We start from the raw sequence: 16,605 nt of genomic DNA on the forward strand, positions 1-16,605 counted from the left end.
ACGCTCCGACGGTTGCCGCAAAATGAGGCGTATTTCAAATTCACCACACTAGGTCGTGGACTCATAATTGTGCCGGAAACGGCGTCTGGCCCGGCAATGATATGCCAGGAGGAGCGTGATGGCCGGGGCAAGTCCCCCGGCCGAGCGGTCCGACGCCGCAGATCGAAGTCGGGCCGACGCCCTTCGGGTCTGCGCAAACCTGCCGGCAACAGCGTCGCAACACCTTGAAAACCGGACGGTTTCCTGCGGACTTGCTCCTTGTATCCGATCAGGTTCGCGCAGACCGTTTCTCGCCAGAATCATGAGTTCACGACCTAATGGAGGGAGCGATCCCGAACATGCTCATTCGCTGCGGCTACGAGATCAGGCTGGAATGCCAGCAACCGACCGCGCTGGTCTGCCTGATGTCCATCGAGGACGCGCGCACCGCCGACATCCGGTCTGCGGAGACCTTCGACACCTCTCCCGCCGTGCCGACGGCCCTTTATCGCGACCTTTTCGGCAACCGGTGCCGCAGGATGATGGCACCAAGCGGCGAGTTCACCATCCGCAGCGATGCAACGGTCGCAGACAGCGGCCGCACGGACAGCATCCGGCTCGGCGCCCGCGAGATGCCGGTCGAGGACCTGCCCGACGGCTGTCTCGTCTTCCTGATGGGCAGCCGCTACTGCGAAACCGACCATCTGAGCCAGACGGCGTGGGACCTGTTCGGGTCGCTGCCGCCGGGATGGCAGCGGGTGCAGGCGATCTGCGACTACGTCCACCAGCACCTGCAGTTCGACTACATGCAGGCCAGGGCCACGCGAACCGCCTTCGAGGCCTTCAACGAGCGCGTCGGCGTGTGCCGCGACTTCGCCCATCTCGCCCTGACATTCTGCCGCTGCCTGAATATTCCTGCCCGCTATGTGAACGGATATCTCGGCGACATCGGCGTGCCGGTGGTCGATCCCATGGACTTCAGCGCCTGGATCGAGGTCTTCCTGGACGGGGAATGGCACACGTTCGACCCGCGCAACAACACGCCCCGGATCGGCCGCATCGTCGTGGCAAGAGGCAGGGATGCCGCGGACATTCCGCTGATCAACTCCTTCGGCCCGCATGTGCTGAAGGAATTCCGGGTCTGGGCCTACGAGGACCGGGTCCCGGCATAGCCGCTCACCCCTGCCGGAATGCCCTCGCCTCGCGCGAAAGGCCCGCCAAAACCCGGTCGAGCTCGGCCTCGTCGCAGCAGGCGCGCAGCGCCCGCGCGACATCGCGGATGCAGGTGTCGGGTGCGAAATTGTGATGCCGGCGCAGGGCCTGCACCTCGCGGGTCAGGGTCTCGCGATCCTCGAAGGGACGCGGCGGCGCCTCGACGTCCCAGTCGGCGACGAACAGGGCACGGGCGAGCGCCGGCAGGACCTGCGAGAAGCGGATCGCATCGGCAAGCGCCAGCCGGCGCCGAAAGACGATAAAAACACCCTGGACCATCGTGTAGGTCTGGTTGCGGGTGGCGAGCCCGGCATTGTCGCGCGCGATCTCGAGCAACCGGTCGAAATCGGCCGCGGCATGCTGGTAGTCCGGCGGCATCGGCATGGCAGCTCTCTTACCACGCCTTTCTGGCCTGGCCGGGCGGCATTCCGGCAATGCGCTTGTAGGCCCGGCTGAAGGCCGCCTGCGACTGATATCCCAGACGATGGGCGATCTCCTCGACCGGCACCCGGTCGCGGGTCAGCCACTGCGCGGCAAGACGCATCCGCAAGGCGGCGACATAGCGCAGAGGCGTGGTGCCGGTGGCCGCGGCGAAACGCTCGGCGAAGACCGAGCGCGAGCTGCCCATCGTCGCGGCCATGTCCGCAAGCGTCCAGTTTCGCCCGGGATCGCGGTGCAGCGCCACCAGCACCCGGCCGAGCCGCTCGTCGCGCAAGGCCGCGACCCAGCCCGTGGCATCGCCGCACCCGCACTCGACCCAGTTGCGGATCACCGACACGGCCACCACCTCGGCCAGCCGCGCCAGGATGCTCGCCGATCCCGCCCTGCTCGCGGTCATCTCGCGCTCCATCGCATCCAGCAGCGGCCGCACCTCGGGCTGCTGCCCGCACGGGGCGCTGACCAGCAGGAAATCGGGCATCAGCTCGATCAGGGGATGCAGCGTGTCGAGCTCGAGCTGCATGCGGGCGGAAAACACCAGCACATCGCGCGAACGGCACTGCTGCTCCTGCAGCGCATCGACGCAGTAGATGTCCGGACACAGCGGCACCGATTCGAAACTGTCGAACGGGCGGATGCCGACGCCGGGACCGGAGGCGATGGCATGCGCGTCCCCGCGCGGCAGCAGCAGGGCATCGCCGCAGGAGACGGGAACCATCGTGCCGGAGGGCGTCTTGAGAACGGCCTGACCGGCGGCAACGAAATGGAACCGGGCTTCCCGCGCCTCGGCAAAGCCGATACCGAAGGGCGGGGAAAACCGCATCTTGCTGTAGCTGGCACCGCGCAGCCGCATGCCCATCAGCAGTTCGCTGACGGGGTCGGGGCCGGAGGAACCATCAATTTCGGACGATCGATCAAGCATGACGGAAATTGTGTCATGGATCGTCCGGCAATTCCAGCCATCTTGTGGTCAACTCTCACCAAGTGTGGATCACACAGATGACTGACAGAAACCTCTCCGCCGGCGCGCCGGCGGCCTCGACCGTGCCCGCATGGTCTGCCGTGTTCGCCATGAGCCTCGGCGTCTTCAGCCTTGTCGGGGCGGAATTCCTGCCCGCCAGCCTGCTGACGCCGATGGCCGAGGACCTCGGCATCACCGAGGGGCTGGCCGGCCAGGCCGTGACGGCAACGGCCGCAATGGGCGTGGTCGCCAGCCTGCTCGTCGCCGCCCTCACCCACCGGATCGACCGGCGCACCGTGCTTGCCGGCTTTTCGGTGCTGCTGATCCTGTCCAATCTCGTCGTCGCCTTCGCCGGCAGCGTCGAGGTGCTGCTGGCCGGCCGGCTGCTGCTGGGCGCAGCGCTCGGCGGCTTCTGGTCGCTGTCCACCGCCGTGGTCATGCGCCTGGTGCCGGAGGCGAGCGTGCCCAAGGCCCTGTCGATCATGGTGTCCGGCGTCTCGGCCGCCACGATCTTCGCCGCGCCCGTCGGCAGCTATCTCGGCGATCTGCTCGGCTGGCGCTACGTCTTTGCCGGTGCGGCCGGCCTCGGGGTCGCCGTGCTCGCGGTGCAACTGGCGACGCTCCCGGCTCTGCCGCCGCGCGGCCGGTCCCGCCTGTCGACGCTGGTGGAACTGATGTCGCGCCGGCATATCGCGCTGGCGATGCTGGCGGTGCTGCTGGTCTTCGCCGGCCACATGTCGCTGTTCACCTATATCCGGCCGTTCCTTGAGACGGTGACCGGCATCGGCGTGACGGCGATCTCGGCAACGCTGCTGGCCTTCGGCATCGCCAACTTCCTCGGCAACTACCTCGGCAGCCTGCTGGTGGCCCGGTCGCTGCGGCTGACGCTGGCGCTGGCGCCGCTGGCCATCTCGGCGCTGGCCTACCTGCTGACCAACCTGGGTGCCTCGTTCCCCTCCGCGCTCGTCATCATCACCGTGTGGGGGCTGGCCTTCGGCACCGTGCCGGTCGCCTGGTCGGCCTGGGTCTCGCGGGCGGTCGCGGACGAAGCGGAAAGCGCCGGCGGGCTGCTCGTCGCCGCCATCAACCTGGCAATCGCCGCCGGGGCCGCCGTCGGCGGGCTGGTGCTGGATCTCAGCGGCGTGGTGAGCGTCTTTCTCACCAGCGGCGCGGTGCTGGTGCTTGCGACCCTGACCGTGCTGGCCGGGGTCCAGACCGCAAGGGTCCCCGCCCGGGCCTGAGCCTCAGACTGAGCTTGGGCCTTGAGCCAAACGCCTGCCGCGCAATCGTGCGGCAGGCGCCTGGCGTCTCAAGAACATAAATTGACAAAATAGCGATAACACGCAAGCCGCAGCTCGCGGTAAGGAAGGACAACAGGGGCCGGCATCCTGTCGGCCCGCGCTTGCGGACCGGACCGTTGCCGGGTCCCGGTCCCTCCTTCTTTCCTCATGTCTTGCGGATACCTGCGATGCGAGAGCCTGCCCCCAACACCCCGCCGGACCCTGTTCCGGCCTTCGCCGCCGCGGAAGCGGGCGCCGCCATTCCCGGCACGAGGCCGGCCGGCGGAGCGCCGACCGGCACCGGCTGGCGATCGCCGCTGATCCTGCTGATGATCATGGCGGCGGCGATGCAGCTGTCCTTCGCCGCCTGGTGGAACCTCATGAACAATTTCGCGGTTCATGAACTCGGCTTCACGGGCCGCGAGATCGGCATCCAGCAGTCGATCCGCGAGATCCCCGGCCTGCTCGCCTTCACCGCGATCTACCTGCTGCTGTTCCTGCGCGAGCAGACGCTGGCCTATCTGTCGCTCGGCCTGCTCGGCATCGGCGTCGCCGCGACCGGCTATTTCCCGACGATCTGGGGCTTCTACCTGACCACGCTCGTGATGTCGGTGGGCTTCCACTACTACGAGACGATGAACCAGTCGCTGTCGCTGCAGTGGCTGCCGAAGGAACGGGCGGCGGCCGGCATGGGCAAGATCCTGTCCGTCGGCGCGGCCGCGCAGCTCGTCGCCTACGGGTTGATCTTCGTCGCCTGGAAGACGTTCGAGCTGAGCTTCACCACCGTCTTCCTGGTCGCCGGCCTGCTGACGCTGGTGGTGCTGGCGTTCCTCGTCGTCGCCTTCCCGCAGTTCCGCGAGGGCGTGCCGCAGCGCAAGCAGCTGGTGCTGCGCAAGCGCTACTGGCTCTACTACGCCCTCACCTTTATGGGCGGCGCCCGCCGGCAGATCTTCACCGTCTTCGCCGGCTTCCTGATGGTCGAGCGCTTCGGCTACGATGTGCACGAGGTCGCCGGGCTGTTCCTGCTGAACGGCGTGGTAAACATGCTGCTGGCGCCGAAGATCGGCGCCTGGATCGGCAAGGTCGGCGAGAAGACCGCGCTGACGATCGAGTATATCGGCCTGATCGGGGTGTTCACGACCTATGCCTTCGTCACCAACGCCCATCTGGCCGGCGCGCTCTACGTGATCGACCACGCCTTCTTCGCGATCGCCATCGCCATGAAGACCTATTTCCAGAAGATCGCCGACCCGGCCGACATCGCCCCGACCGCCGGCGTCGCCTTCACCATCAACCACATCGCCGCGGTGTTCATCCCGGCGCTGTTCGGCCTGATCTGGCTGGTCTCGCCGGCCGCCGTCTTCCTGATCGGCGCGGCCATGGCCTGCGTCAGCCTGGTGCTGTCGCGGCTGGTGCCCGACGCGCCGGTCGAAGGCAACGAGGTGGTGTTCTTCTGGCGCAAGCCGGCGGCAGCTCCCGCGGAGTAACCCTCATCCGGCGGCATTGCGCCGGCGAGAAACGACAGAACGGCCGGGCCAGGTGCCCGGCCGTTTCGTTGTGCAAGGGTGTTTCGTTTGCAAAGGCCGTTTTGTTGCAAAGACCCCGCCGGCTGCGACAGGGTGATCTGGTGGTGATCTGGCGGCCGGCAAATGCGCAAGTTCTGTCAGGCGGCATCCTGTAGCACTCGTCCCTGCACCAACCGGGATCGGACAGACATGCAACGCCCCTCGACCGGCCTCGACTACGCCCAGCGCATCGCCCGCGTGGTCGACCACATCGCCCGCCATCTCGATACGCCGCTGGATGTGGCGAGGCTGGCGGAGATCGCCTGCTTCTCTCCCTTCCATTTCCACCGGATCTACCGGACCCAGACGGGCGAGACCATCGCCCAGACGGTCAGGCGCTATCGCCTGCACCGGGCAGCGGCGGAACTGGTGGGGGAGGCGTTGCCCGTGCCCCGCATCGCGCGGCGCGCCGGCTACGCCAGCACGGAGGCCTTCACACGGGCGTTCGCCGCCCATTACGGCATCCCGCCGGCGGCCTTCCGCGCCCTGCCCCGCGACCCGGTGCTGTGCTACCAGACGCAACAGGGAGACGAGACCGTCATGGAAAACCTTCAGGTCCGGATCGAGGACATGGACACGCTGCGCCTTGCCGGCATCGCCCACAAGGGGCCGTATATCGAGATCGGCAGCACCTTCGAGAAGACCTTCGCCTTCGCCGGCGGGGCGGGCCTGCTCGGCCCCTCGATGCGGATGATCGGGCTGTATTACGACGACCCGAACTCGGTGCCCGCGCGGGAGCTGAACTCGTTTGCCGCCATCACCCTGCCGGATGGTTTCGGGGACGGGTTCGCGGGCGACCTGCCCGCGGGGCTGGAACTGCGGGAGATGCCGGCCGGGCGCTACGCGGTCGCGATCCACAAGGGCCCTTATGCGGACCTGCACGTGACCTGGGACAGGCTGTTCTCGGCCTGGCTGCCGCAGAGCGGCGAGGAACCGGACGACAGGCCGACGATGGAGGAATATCTCAACAATCCGCGCGAGACGCCGCAGGCGGATCTTCTGACAGCCGTCTGCCTGCCCCTGAAAGGCTGAGGGGCGCGCAAGGCGCAAAGAAAAGCGCGAAAGAGAAGACGAGGGGCCGGGCGCGCGAGCACCCGGCCCTTTCGTCAGGCCTGGCGCTCGGGAATGCGGACGACGAGGCCGTCCATCGCGTCGGTCACCTTGATCTGGCAGGACAGGCGCGAGCTCGGCTGGACGTCATAGGCGAAGTCCAGCATGTCCTCTTCCATCGGCTCGGGCGAGCCGGTGACGCCGGTCCAGGCATCGTCCACGTAGACATGGCAGGTGGCGCAGGCGCAGGCGCCGCCGCACTCCGCCTCGATCCCCGACACCATGTGCTTGATGGCGTTTTCCATCACGGTGGAACCGACGGGAGCATCCACGACAGTTTCGGCACCGTCGGCGGCGATATAGGTGATCTTGGGCATTGGCGGCTGGTCTCGGCGCTGGAATGGCACGGGAATATCTCGCCTTCGACATAACCAATCGCGCCGAAACGTCAAGCATCCTGCCGCAGATCAAAGCCGCCGCCGCTCAATCGCGCAGCAATGCCTCGATGAAGGCCTCGGCCTCCTCGACGGTGCCGGCCAGCACCGGCAGGTCGGCCGGCGCGCCCTCGTCGAGCGCCGCCTGCTGCCGTTCTGCCGCTCCGGCAACGCTCCAGGCACCGATCCCCTTGGCGGATCCCAGCAGCGTGTGCAGCAGGCGCCGCAGCACGGCCTCGTCCTGCGCATCCTGCATGCGGGCCACCAGCATCCGCGCCTGGACGGCGAAAAGCCGCAGCACCTCGCGCTCCAGGTCGCGATTGCCGAGCGTGTGGCGGGTCAGGTGAACCAGGTCGACCGGGGCATGCGTCCCGGGCTCGGGGTCGGCATGCCGGGCGTCGGCATCGGACTGTCTCGCTATTGCCTGCATGACGGCAGCACCTCCTGTGGCTGGACGAGGCTCGCGGGAGCGCTCGCGCATGGATCTGCCATCCAGGATCGTCAAAAGGCGCGAAAACCGGGTTAAGCATGCCGGCGATTTCCACCGGCCCGGCCAACAAAGTGAATCCTTGGTTAACGCGCGTAAACACTCAGGCTGCGACCAGGCGCCGGCCGGGCCCGGCCTTGCCGCCCCGCATCGCCCCGAAGCGCCGCAATCGCGACAGGCCGGAGACGCGCAGCCCGCCGCCCTCAGCCTCAGCTTTCCAGCGCGTTCTCGGCCACCGCCCGGCCGGCCTCCGTCAGCCGGCAGACGAGCCAGTCGGGCTTGATCGGGTTGCAAAACCAAGGCTCTGCCCATCCTGCGGCTATGCAGGCGCGGATGGTCTTTTCCGCAACGCGGCGTCCGTCCGCATCGAAAAGCGGCAGCTTGCCGCCGGCCTGATCGAGCCCCCTGGCGAGCCACGCGGCCTGCACTGCGGACGGCGCCCGGCCGCCCCTGTCAGGCGCACTGCGTGCATCATCGCTTCCTGTGGAGGATCCGCGTCCTCCCCTTGCCGCTGCCCTCGCCATCCCCCTCATCTCCTTGTCATGACTCTGCAAATTGTTGTTCGCCTCGGCAGATTGTGTCATTAGCTTTAGGTGTGCGGCAAGTTTGGGAGAGCCGCGCCCAGCGACCAGAGGCCGGTCGGCGGCGCGAACAGCAGTCCTCTTCCAGAAGCGATTCAGGCGCATCGCCGAATCCATGAAGCCGTGCAAGGTCTTGCGGCGACGTGTTTTGCGCCGCGGCACCCGATGTGTAACGAGTACGGACGCGAGGCGAGTTAGATATGGCACATCCCCCGAAGGCGAAGGATCCCGCCGAGGCTGCCCTGTCGGCTGTCGAGGAGGCGCTGAAGATCGATTTCGGCGACCTGGACGAAAGCGACAAGGCCAGCGGCAGCGGGTCCGAGACCGCGAGCGCGGGACCGGCAAGCTCCGAGCGCAGCGACCGCGAGCGCTCCGGCGACCTTGCCGCGACCTCTACCACCTCCGACAGCCAGCGCGCGCCCGCCAAGCGCGGTCGCGGCGGCGGACGGCCGACATCGGCGGCCAATGACGACCGCCGGACCATCGGCAACCTCATCTATGCCCTGCAGCGGCGGCCGAGCTCGGCCCCGTTCTGGTTTGCCCTCGCCCTCAGCGTCGTCTGGGTGGCCGTCGGCTGGTGGCTGGCCTCCGCCATCTTCAGCACCGAACTGTCCAGCGTCCAGAGCGCCGGCGACATCGCGTCCTCGCCCTCGCTCATCCTGCTGTCGGTCGCCGTCGTCGTGCCGGTGCTGTTCTTCTGGGCCATGGCCCTGATGATCTTCCGCGCCCAGGAAATGCGCATCGTCGCCCGCGGCATGACCGAGGTCGCCCTGCGCCTCGCCGAGCCCGAGGACGTCGCCAAGGAGTCCATTCTCAGCGTCGGCCAGGCCATCCGCCGCGAAGTCGCCGCCATGGGCGACGGCATCGAGCGCGCCATCGCCCGCGCCAGCGAGCTGGAAGTGCTGGTGCACAACGAGGTCTCCTCGCTGGAGCGCTCCTACAACGACAACGAGCTGAAGATCCGCGCGCTGATCGACGAGCTGGTCACCCAGCGCGAGGCGGTGGTTTCCAACGCCGACCGCGTCCGCGACAGCATCACCGGCGCGCATGAGAGCCTGGCGGCGCAGCTGCAGGCCACCTCCGAGAAGATCGGCGAGATCACCGACACCGCCACCGACCGCCTCACCGGCGCCATCGAGGCGCGCGTGAGCGAGTTCAACGCGACCGTCGACGGCCGCGTGCGCGAGATCACCGACACGTTCAGCACCGCCGGCGGCGAGCTGATCGAGAACCTCGCCTCGCATGGCGAGAGCTATGTCGCCCGCCTCACCGGCACCGGCGAGACGCTGGTCGACAGCATGAGCCGCACGGGCCGCGAATTCGCCGAAACGCTGGAGACGCGCGGCGGCGAGATCAACGACCGCTTCGCGGCGACCGCGACCGAGTTCGTCGAGACCCTGTCGCTGCGCGGCGGCGAGATCAACGACCGCCTGGCGGAAACCTCGTCCAACCTCTTCGAGACGCTGGACAGCCGCGGCACGGAGATCAACGACACGCTGGCGAGCACCGGCGCGTCCATCGTCGACACCCTGTCGATGCGCGGCCACGAGATCACCGAGGCCCTCACCTCCACCGGCCAGACCGTCGGCGACACCATCACCCAGCGCGGCGAGGAGATCACCGCCAGCCTGTCGCTGACCAGCGGCAAGCTGATCGACACGATCACCACCCGCACCGAGAACCTGCTGTCGACGCTCGACAGCCGCGTCACCGGCCTCGACGCCTCGCTCGCCGAGACCGGCGACCGGGTGGTCGAGAGCATCTCGCTGCGCGGCCAGGAGGTCACCGACACGATCTCCGTCAAGGGCGCCGAGATCGTCGAGACCCTGTCCTCGCGCACCAACGAAGTGGCGGAAATCCTGCGCGGCACCGGCGAGTCCATCGTCGTCGACCTGTCGCTGCGCGGCGGCGAGATCGCGTCCAAGCTGGACGAGACGGCCGGCAGCCTCACCGAGACGATCACGGTGCGCGGCACCGAGCTGGCCGACCGCCTCGGCTCCGTCGGCGACAAGATCCACGAAGCCATCTCCGTCAACGGCGAGGCTTTGGACCACCGCCTGGAGACCCGCAGCCAGGAGATGGCCAAGCTCATCGACGGGCAGACCCGCGCCTTCCGCGCGGCGCTCGACGAGGCCTCCGCGACGCTCGGCACCTCGCTGTCGATGCATACCAGCGACTTCGCCCGCACCCTGTCGGAGACCGGCACGGAGCTCGCCCATCTCATCGGATCGCGCGGCGAGCGCGTTGCCGGCGAGCTGACCTCCATCGGCGACCGCCTCAGCCAGACCCTGGACGAGCGCGGCACCAGCCTGCAGAGCGGGCTCGGCAGCCATCTTGAGCAGATGGAGCACCTGATCGGCGAGCGCGGCACCGAGCTGGTCGCCTCGTTCGAGCGGCGCACCAGCGAGCTGGGCGAAACGCTCGACGGCCGCATCGAGTCGCTGAACTCGACGCTGGACCTGCGTGCCTCGACCATGGCGGAAGCGCTCGACACCCGGATCGAGGGCTTCGACCGGACCCTGTCCGGCGGCATCGAGACGCTGAGCTCCACGCTGGACCTGCGCGCCTCCACCATGGCGGAAGCGCTCGACACCCGGATCAGCGGCTTCGACCAGACGCTCACCGGCGGGATCGAGACGCTGAGCTCCACGCTGGACCTGCGCGCCTCCACCATGGCGGAAGCGCTCGACACCCGGATCAGCGGCTTCGACCAGACCCTCGCCGGCGGCATCGAGCGCCTGTCGACGACGCTCGACGCGCGCACCGGCCAGTTCGAGAAGACGCTCAACGAGCGCACCGTCGCCCTGTCCGACCTTCTGGAAGACCGCTCGCAGGCGATCACCCTGCAGCTGTCCGACAAGGTCGACCAGGTCGGCGAGACGCTGGGCAGCCGCGCCGAGGAAATCGGCACCAGCCTGTCGGAGCGTTCGCGCCTGATCGGCGAGGCGATCGAGCAGCACCTCGTCACCTTCGAGGGCTCCATCGGCTCCAAGGTCGAGCAGGCGGCCAACGCCATGTCCGACAAGGCCGAACACCTGGCCAACACCATGTCGCTCGGCACCGAGCGCATCGACCAGGCGCTGGATGCGCGTGCCCGCCAGATCAGCGAGACGCTGATCGCCCGGACCCGCGAGATCGCCGCCGCCTTCGTCGACGGCCAGACCGAGATGTCGAAGTCGCTCGACCAGCGCCTCACCGATGCCGGCGAAGTGCTGTCGCGCCAGAGCCAGGACCTTACCGACACGCTGTCCGACCGCATCGCGGAGATCAACGTGTCGCTCGGCTCCAAGGTGTTCGAGGTTGCCGAGACGCTGGACAGCCGCTCTGCCGAGCTGGAGCGGATGCTGGCCGAGCGCCTTGCCGCGATCACCGGCACGCTGACCAGCGAGACCGAGCGCGCCCGCGAGACCCTCTCCGAGGTCGTCATCGAGGCCGGCGGCACGGTGGATCGCCTGAGCGGCACGCTTTCGGGCGAAAGCAGCAAGCTCAAGGAGATCATCGAGACCACGCTGGACGAGGCGACCACCAAGCTGGAAGGCGAAGGGGCGCGTCTGCGCCAGATCGTCCTCGGCTCGGTCGGCGAGGCCCGCGGCGCCCTGCAGAGCGAGAGCGAGAAGGCCGCAGAGGCCATCGTCGCATCGCTCACCGGCGCCACCGGCAACCTGTCGAGCGAGAGCGAGCGCCTGCGCGAGCTGCTGCTGTCGGCGGTCGGTGAAGCCGCCCGTTCGCTGGCTGCGGAAAGCGAGAAGGCCCGCACCCTGTTCGTCGGCACGCTCGGCGAGATGAGCGGCGCCCTCGGCAGCGAGAGCGACAAGGTCCGCGAGGACCTGACCCGCACCGTCGCCGATGTCGCAGGCACCCTGTCGGCAGAGAGCGAGCAGGCCCGCATGGTGCTGGCCCGCACGGTCGAGGAGATCCGCAACACCGTCTCCGGCGAGGCGGACAGCGTCCGCTCGCAGGTGGCCGGCGCCGTGCGCGCTGCGGCCGACCTGCTGGCCGAGCGCGGCAACGCGGTCGCCGAGGACCTGGTGTCCCGCGCGGATGCGCTCAACCAGGCGCTGGACGAGCGCGCCGGCACGCTGTCGCAGCTGCTCGGCACGGACGGCAACGCCATGGTCAACGCCATCGAGGAGCGGGCGCATGCCCTCACCTCGCGCGTGTCGGAGATCCACGACGCGATCCTGGAGGCGATCACCGTCAAGGGCCGCGACGTCACCGACAACTTCGCCCGCACCGGCCTCGACGCCACCCGCAAGCTGGTGGAAGCCGGCGACGCGCTGGTCGCGACGCTGGACGAGCGCAGCGCTTCGGCCGCGGAGGTGCTCGGCAGCACCAAGACGCAGCTGGAGAGCGACATCACCGCGCTGCTGGACCGCCTGACCGAGTCCAACGCCCTGCTCAGCGACGTCGTCGCCAATGCCGGCGACAATCTCGGCAAGGTGGAGACGTCCCTGTCGCGCAGCGCCGGCGAGTTCCGCACGGCCATCGACCGGGCGCTCAGCGAGACCACGGCCTCGGCCGGATCGCTCGACGCCCAGACCTCGGTGCTCAAGCAGGTCTCGCAGGAGGTTCTCTCCGACATCTCCTCGCTGGCCAGCCGTCTGGAAGACCATGGCCGCATGCTCAGCGAGGCGGCGCAGCACCTGGACGAGACCAACCGCGAGGTCGACGCCCGCGTCGGCGAGCGCAAGACCGCCATCGAGGAAGTGGCGGACACGCTGCTCGCCAAGACCGAGGCGGTCGACAGTCTGATGCGCACCTTCTCCAAGCAGCTCGAATCGGCCCTCACCGGCGCCGACCAGAAGAGCCGCGAGGTGACCAGCATGCTGACGGCCGCGGCCGAGGCGGCAACCGCATCGGTGAGCGAGCAGTTCGAGTCGATGCGCCTGTCGGCAGGCCTGGAAGGCCAGAAGGCCCGCGAGGCCGTGCGTGCCGCCCAGGACGACATCGTCGCCGAAATGTCGAAGACCCTGTCGGACGCGTCCGAGCGCTTCACCGAGGCGACGACCCGCATGCGCGACGTCGCCCGCGACGTGCACCGCGAGCTGGAGAAGACCCGCGCCGAACTCAAGCGCGGCATTCTCGACCTGCCGGAAGAGGCGGAGCAGTCCGCCTCGGCCCTGCGCAAGATCGTCAGCGAGCAGGTTCGCGCGCTGACCGAGCTGTCGGAAATCGTCGCCCGCCAGTCGAACGTGCTGGACACCTCGCGCGCCGGTGAGCGTGCAGCGACCGGAACGCTCGCCAATGTCGCGGCGGCTGCAGCACCGGCCCGCCAGGCCCCGGCTCCGGAGCCGGCGGCCCCGCGCCAGCAGCAGCCTGCGGCCTCCGCACGCGGCGGAGAGCTCCGCGGCGAGCTGCGCCGCAAGACGCTGAGCGACTTCGACGCGCCGAAACAGCAGGCCCCGCAGCAGGCCGAGGCCCCGCGCAGCGGCGGCCAGAGCAAGGGCTGGGTCTCCGACCTGCTCCGCCGCGCCTCGCAGGACGAGGCCCCGGCCGGTGACGAGCCGCAGGGCCGTTCGCCGCTGCAGATGGTCGAGTCGCTGAACTCGCTGTCGATCGACATTGCCCGCGCGATCGACCACGAGACGTTCATCGACCTGTGGGACCGCTACAAGCAGGGCGAGAGGCACGTCTTCACGCGCCGCCTCTACACCCTGCAGGGTCAGCAGACCTTCGACGAGATCCGTCAGAAGTATGCGCGCGATGCCGAGTTCCGCTCGGCGGTCGACCGCTACCTCGCCGATTTCGAGCAGCTGCTGTCCCAGGTCGCCCGCAACGACCGCGACAACATCATGAGCCAGACCTACCTGACGTCGGATACGGGCAAGGTCTACACCATGCTGGCGCATGCCAGCGGCCGGCTCGACTGATCGAAGCGGGCGAGCCAGCGGGGCGGCCGGGCCGCCCTGCCCTTCGCAGTCACGGTTTCACGACAAGGCGAACGCGGTCCCTCGGGGCCGCGTTTGTCGTTTGGGGGGTGGGGCACAACCTCTCCCGCGTCTTCCCGGAGGGCGCGAAGCGCCTTGCCCGGTGTGACGAACGGAGAGGGCTGTGTCCCGGAGGGTGCGGGGAGAGGCGGAAAGGCGGAAAGCCTTCGCAGCCGCTCTGGGAACGAATGGCCCCCGGCGCGCGCTGCGCTTGGCCGGGGTGACGGCAGAGGGGAAGCCAGGGCCGGCGCCTCCCCTCCGAGGTCATCAACTCTGTTGTTGGCTTTGGTCTCGGAGCCTTGCGTTGAGGATGACGACGATCTTTCTCATGAGCGCGGCGATGGCGACGATGGGCTTCTTTCCGTTCTGGACAAGGCGTTGATAGAACAGGCGCAGGTCGCCCTTGGCGCGGCTTGCGGCGAGGGCTGCCATGAACAGGACGGGACGGATGGTTGCCCGTCCGCCGCGCATTCGCCGGTAGCCTTTGAGGGTGCCGCTATCCCTGGGATGCGGGGCGACGCCCGCAAGCGAGGCAGCCTGCCGGCGTGTGAGGCTGCCGAGTTCGGCATCATGGCGGCGAGGGTTATGGCGGTGCGCGGTCCGACGCCCGGCAGGGAGCGGGAGACGGCGATGCGCCGGGCCAAGGACGGGCTCTTGGCCAGCAGCGCTTCGATGGCGGCATCGATCCGGGCGATCTGGCCTTGCAGGCAGCGCAGGACGACCTTGCAGGACGCCCGCACCGCCTTCATGCCCGGCGCCTTGAGGCGGTTGGTCTCCGCCACCTTGAGATCGACGAGATCCTTGCGGCGGGCGACGAGGGCGGCCAGTTCGGCCTGCCTGGCCTGCGACAGGGCGACCAGGGCGAGGAGCTGCCACCGCTCCTGGGCATAGCGGGCCAGGGCGCGGGCATCGATGGCATCGGTCTTGGCCAGAGTGCCGAAGGAGCGCAGGAAAGCCTTGACCTTGAGGGTGTCGGCCCGGTGGCAGGCGATGCCTGCGGCAGCGAGCTCTGCCAGCACCGCGGCCTCGTATCCACCCGTCGGCTCGCAGACGACGAGCGTGCCGGGGCGAAGGTCTTCGCACAGCGCCTTGATGGCGGGGGCTGTGTTGTCGATGACAGAAAGCGTGCCGGCCCGGCTGTCGAACACGGTGAGCGTCGCCTTGCCGACATCGATGCCAAGCACCCGGTCGGGAGCGTCCTTGAGTCTGGTCATGGGACTGGTATCCTGATCGTGCTTCGGATTGTTTGCGGGCGTGGTGTTGGCCAGAGGCCCAATCAACTCTCCAAGCGGGAAAAGGAAGCGGCCGGGAACCTTGATGACTACGGGTACAAACCCGATCCCGGCACGGTCGCCGGCCGCTGGTCTCCCGGACGGGCGTGTCCGGGAGACCACCCAAACTCTACCACCAAAGCAAACAAACAATCCCGGCCGCAGGCGAAGCCGGAGAGCCGGGGGCCATTGGCAACCCCGGCAGGTGTGAGGCAGAAGGCGTTCACCCCACCCTCGGCTGTCATGCCTGCGAAGGCAGGCATCCAGTATCCGCCGGGGCGGGCAGGTTTGCGCAAGCAGGTCCCCTCGACGAGGGGGCTCGCGGCGACGCCGAGGCCCGAGCCGACCGTTTGGGGGTTACTGGATCCCGGTCTTCGGCTTCGCCGAAACCGGGACGACAGGCCGAGTGTGGGCGCGCGGGCGTGTCCTTACCGCCGCTCTGGGAACGACTAGGTCGTGAACTCATAATTCTGGCGAGAAACGGTCTGCGCGAACCTGATCGGATACAAGGAGCAAGTCCGCAGGAAACCGTCCGGTTTTCAAGGTCTTGCGACGCTGTTGCCGGCAGGTTCGCCCAGACCCGAAGGGCGTCGGCCCGACTTCGATCTGCGGCGTCGGACCGCTCGGCCGGGGGACCTGCCCCGGCCATCACGCTCCTCCTGGCATATCATTGCCGGGCCAGATGCCGTTTCCGGCACAATTATGAGTCCACGACCTAGGCCCCGGCGCGCGCTTCGCTTGGCCGGGGTGACGGCAGAGAATGGAGGAACGGCCGAGGAGATTCGGGCGGTGCGCGCCGGTCAGACGTTGGACAGGACCCAGGCCGAGATCTCGCGCAGCACGCTGTCCGCCGCCGCGTTCATCGCATCAACGGCATCGCGCACATTGGTGCTGCGGGCCGGGGCTTCCGCCCGGAAGACGCGGCTCGCCTTGGTGCGGCCGTTGCGGTCGTTGACCAGGCGGGCCATCACCTCGACCACGGCGCGGTCCTGGCCGTCGATCTGCAGCTGGAAGGACCTGAGGTCCGTCTGCAGCTGGTAGTCGATCAGCAGCCCCTCGCCCGGCAGGCCGACGCCGCGCAGGCCGCGGGTGTTCTCCAGCGACTGCACGATCTTCGACTGCACCACCTTGGGCAGCGTGTCGGTCCAGGCGGCCTTGGGGAAATAGGTGTAGACGGGACCGGCATCGACCACGGCGATGGACGCCGTGTCGAGCGCCTGCAGGGCGCGCGGCGCCGGCACCAAGACCTGGATGGTACCGCTGCGGCCTGCCGCCGCCTTTTCGGCGAGCGCCGGCGTGGTCAGCCCGTAATAGGCATCCGGCGTGCTCGCCGAGCCGCACCCGGCAAGCACGAGCGCCAGCGAAAGCCCCGCGGCCGAGACCGCCCCCTTGATGCGACCCTTCCCGCGCATCCGCAACT

The 16,605-nt window shown here is 68.5% G+C and carries 12 protein-coding genes and 1 pseudogene; 5 read left to right on the forward strand and 8 right to left on the reverse strand.

All coding sequences use genetic code 11. The annotated features are described in order from the left end of the window. Positions 1-338 precede the first annotated feature (338 nt). The gene (locus tag GH266_RS06125; protein ID WP_158193109.1) at positions 339-1,151 is read left to right on the forward strand and encodes a transglutaminase-like domain-containing protein; all 813 of its coding nucleotides are present in this window, start codon (positions 339-341) and stop codon (positions 1,149-1,151) included. Between the two features lie 4 nt (positions 1,152-1,155). Here GH266_RS06125 and GH266_RS06130 read toward each other — a convergent pair whose 3' ends face one another. Both GH266_RS06130 and GH266_RS06135 read right to left on the reverse strand, forming a co-directional pair. Next, positions 1,156-1,575: a DUF2267 domain-containing protein gene (locus GH266_RS06130; RefSeq protein ID WP_158193110.1), complete on the reverse strand. Its 420-nt coding sequence runs from the start codon at positions 1,573-1,575 to the stop codon at positions 1,156-1,158. Between the two features lie 10 nt (positions 1,576-1,585). Further along, positions 1,586-2,551, reverse strand: a complete 966-nt coding sequence (locus tag GH266_RS06135; protein ID WP_158193111.1) for an AraC family transcriptional regulator — start codon at positions 2,549-2,551, stop codon at positions 1,586-1,588. A gap of 77 nt (positions 2,552-2,628) precedes the next feature. On the opposite strand from GH266_RS06135, the gene GH266_RS06140 reads away from it, so the two are divergent. The 3 genes from GH266_RS06140 to GH266_RS06150 all read left to right on the forward strand — a co-directional run bounded on the left by GH266_RS06140 (position 2,629) and on the right by GH266_RS06150 (position 6,467). After that, positions 2,629-3,831 (forward strand): MFS transporter, encoded by a 1,203-nt coding sequence (locus tag GH266_RS06140; RefSeq protein ID WP_158193112.1) that lies wholly within the window; start codon positions 2,629-2,631, stop codon positions 3,829-3,831. Positions 3,832-4,058: 227 nt separating this feature from the next. Next, positions 4,059-5,357 (forward strand): MFS transporter, encoded by a 1,299-nt coding sequence (locus GH266_RS06145; protein ID WP_209001555.1) that lies wholly within the window; start codon positions 4,059-4,061, stop codon positions 5,355-5,357. A gap of 228 nt (positions 5,358-5,585) precedes the next feature. Beyond that, a complete protein-coding gene (locus GH266_RS06150; RefSeq protein WP_158193113.1) occupies positions 5,586-6,467 on the forward strand; it encodes an AraC family transcriptional regulator in 882 nt (293 codons plus the stop codon). A gap of 74 nt (positions 6,468-6,541) precedes the next feature. Here the strand turns inward: GH266_RS06150 and GH266_RS06155 are convergent, their stop codons facing one another. The 3 genes from GH266_RS06155 to GH266_RS23240 form a co-directional block, all read right to left on the reverse strand. Beyond that, entirely contained in the window at positions 6,542-6,862 is a 321-nt protein-coding gene (locus tag GH266_RS06155; protein ID WP_158193114.1) for a 2Fe-2S iron-sulfur cluster-binding protein, read from the reverse strand. 106 nt (positions 6,863-6,968) lie between these two features. Continuing rightward, a complete protein-coding gene (locus tag GH266_RS06160) occupies positions 6,969-7,349 on the reverse strand; it encodes an Hpt domain-containing protein (protein WP_158193115.1) in 381 nt (126 codons plus the stop codon). A gap of 266 nt (positions 7,350-7,615) precedes the next feature. Beyond that, positions 7,616-8,104 carry a hypothetical protein gene (locus tag GH266_RS23240; RefSeq protein ID WP_199270661.1) on the reverse strand — a complete coding sequence of 163 codons (489 nt, stop codon included), beginning with the start codon at positions 8,102-8,104 and terminating at the stop codon, positions 7,616-7,618. 83 nt (positions 8,105-8,187) lie between these two features. Here GH266_RS23240 and GH266_RS06170 point away from each other — a divergent pair, with 83 nt between their 5' ends. After that, the gene (locus GH266_RS06170) at positions 8,188-13,857 is read left to right on the forward strand and encodes an apolipoprotein A-IV repeat region-like domain-containing protein (protein ID WP_158193116.1); all 5,670 of its coding nucleotides are present in this window, start codon (positions 8,188-8,190) and stop codon (positions 13,855-13,857) included. 324 nt (positions 13,858-14,181) lie between these two features. Here the strand turns inward: GH266_RS06170 and GH266_RS23445 are convergent, their stop codons facing one another. The 3 genes and pseudogenes from GH266_RS23445 to GH266_RS06180 form a co-directional block, all read right to left on the reverse strand. Continuing rightward, entirely contained in the window at positions 14,182-14,790 is a 609-nt protein-coding gene (locus tag GH266_RS23445; RefSeq protein WP_244953877.1) for a transposase, read from the reverse strand. Continuing rightward, a pseudogene (locus tag GH266_RS23450) lies at positions 14,730-15,128 on the reverse strand (IS110 family transposase); the annotation flags it as partial. The gene GH266_RS23445 and the pseudogene GH266_RS23450, both read right to left, overlap by 61 nt. A gap of 857 nt (positions 15,129-15,985) precedes the next feature. Next, entirely contained in the window at positions 15,986-16,597 is a 612-nt protein-coding gene (locus GH266_RS06180) for an ABC-type transport auxiliary lipoprotein family protein (protein WP_199270456.1), read from the reverse strand. Positions 16,598-16,605 lie beyond the last annotated feature (8 nt).

The organism is Stappia indica, assembly GCF_009789575.1.
Classification (GTDB): Bacteria; Pseudomonadota; Alphaproteobacteria; order Rhizobiales; family Stappiaceae; genus Stappia; species Stappia indica_A.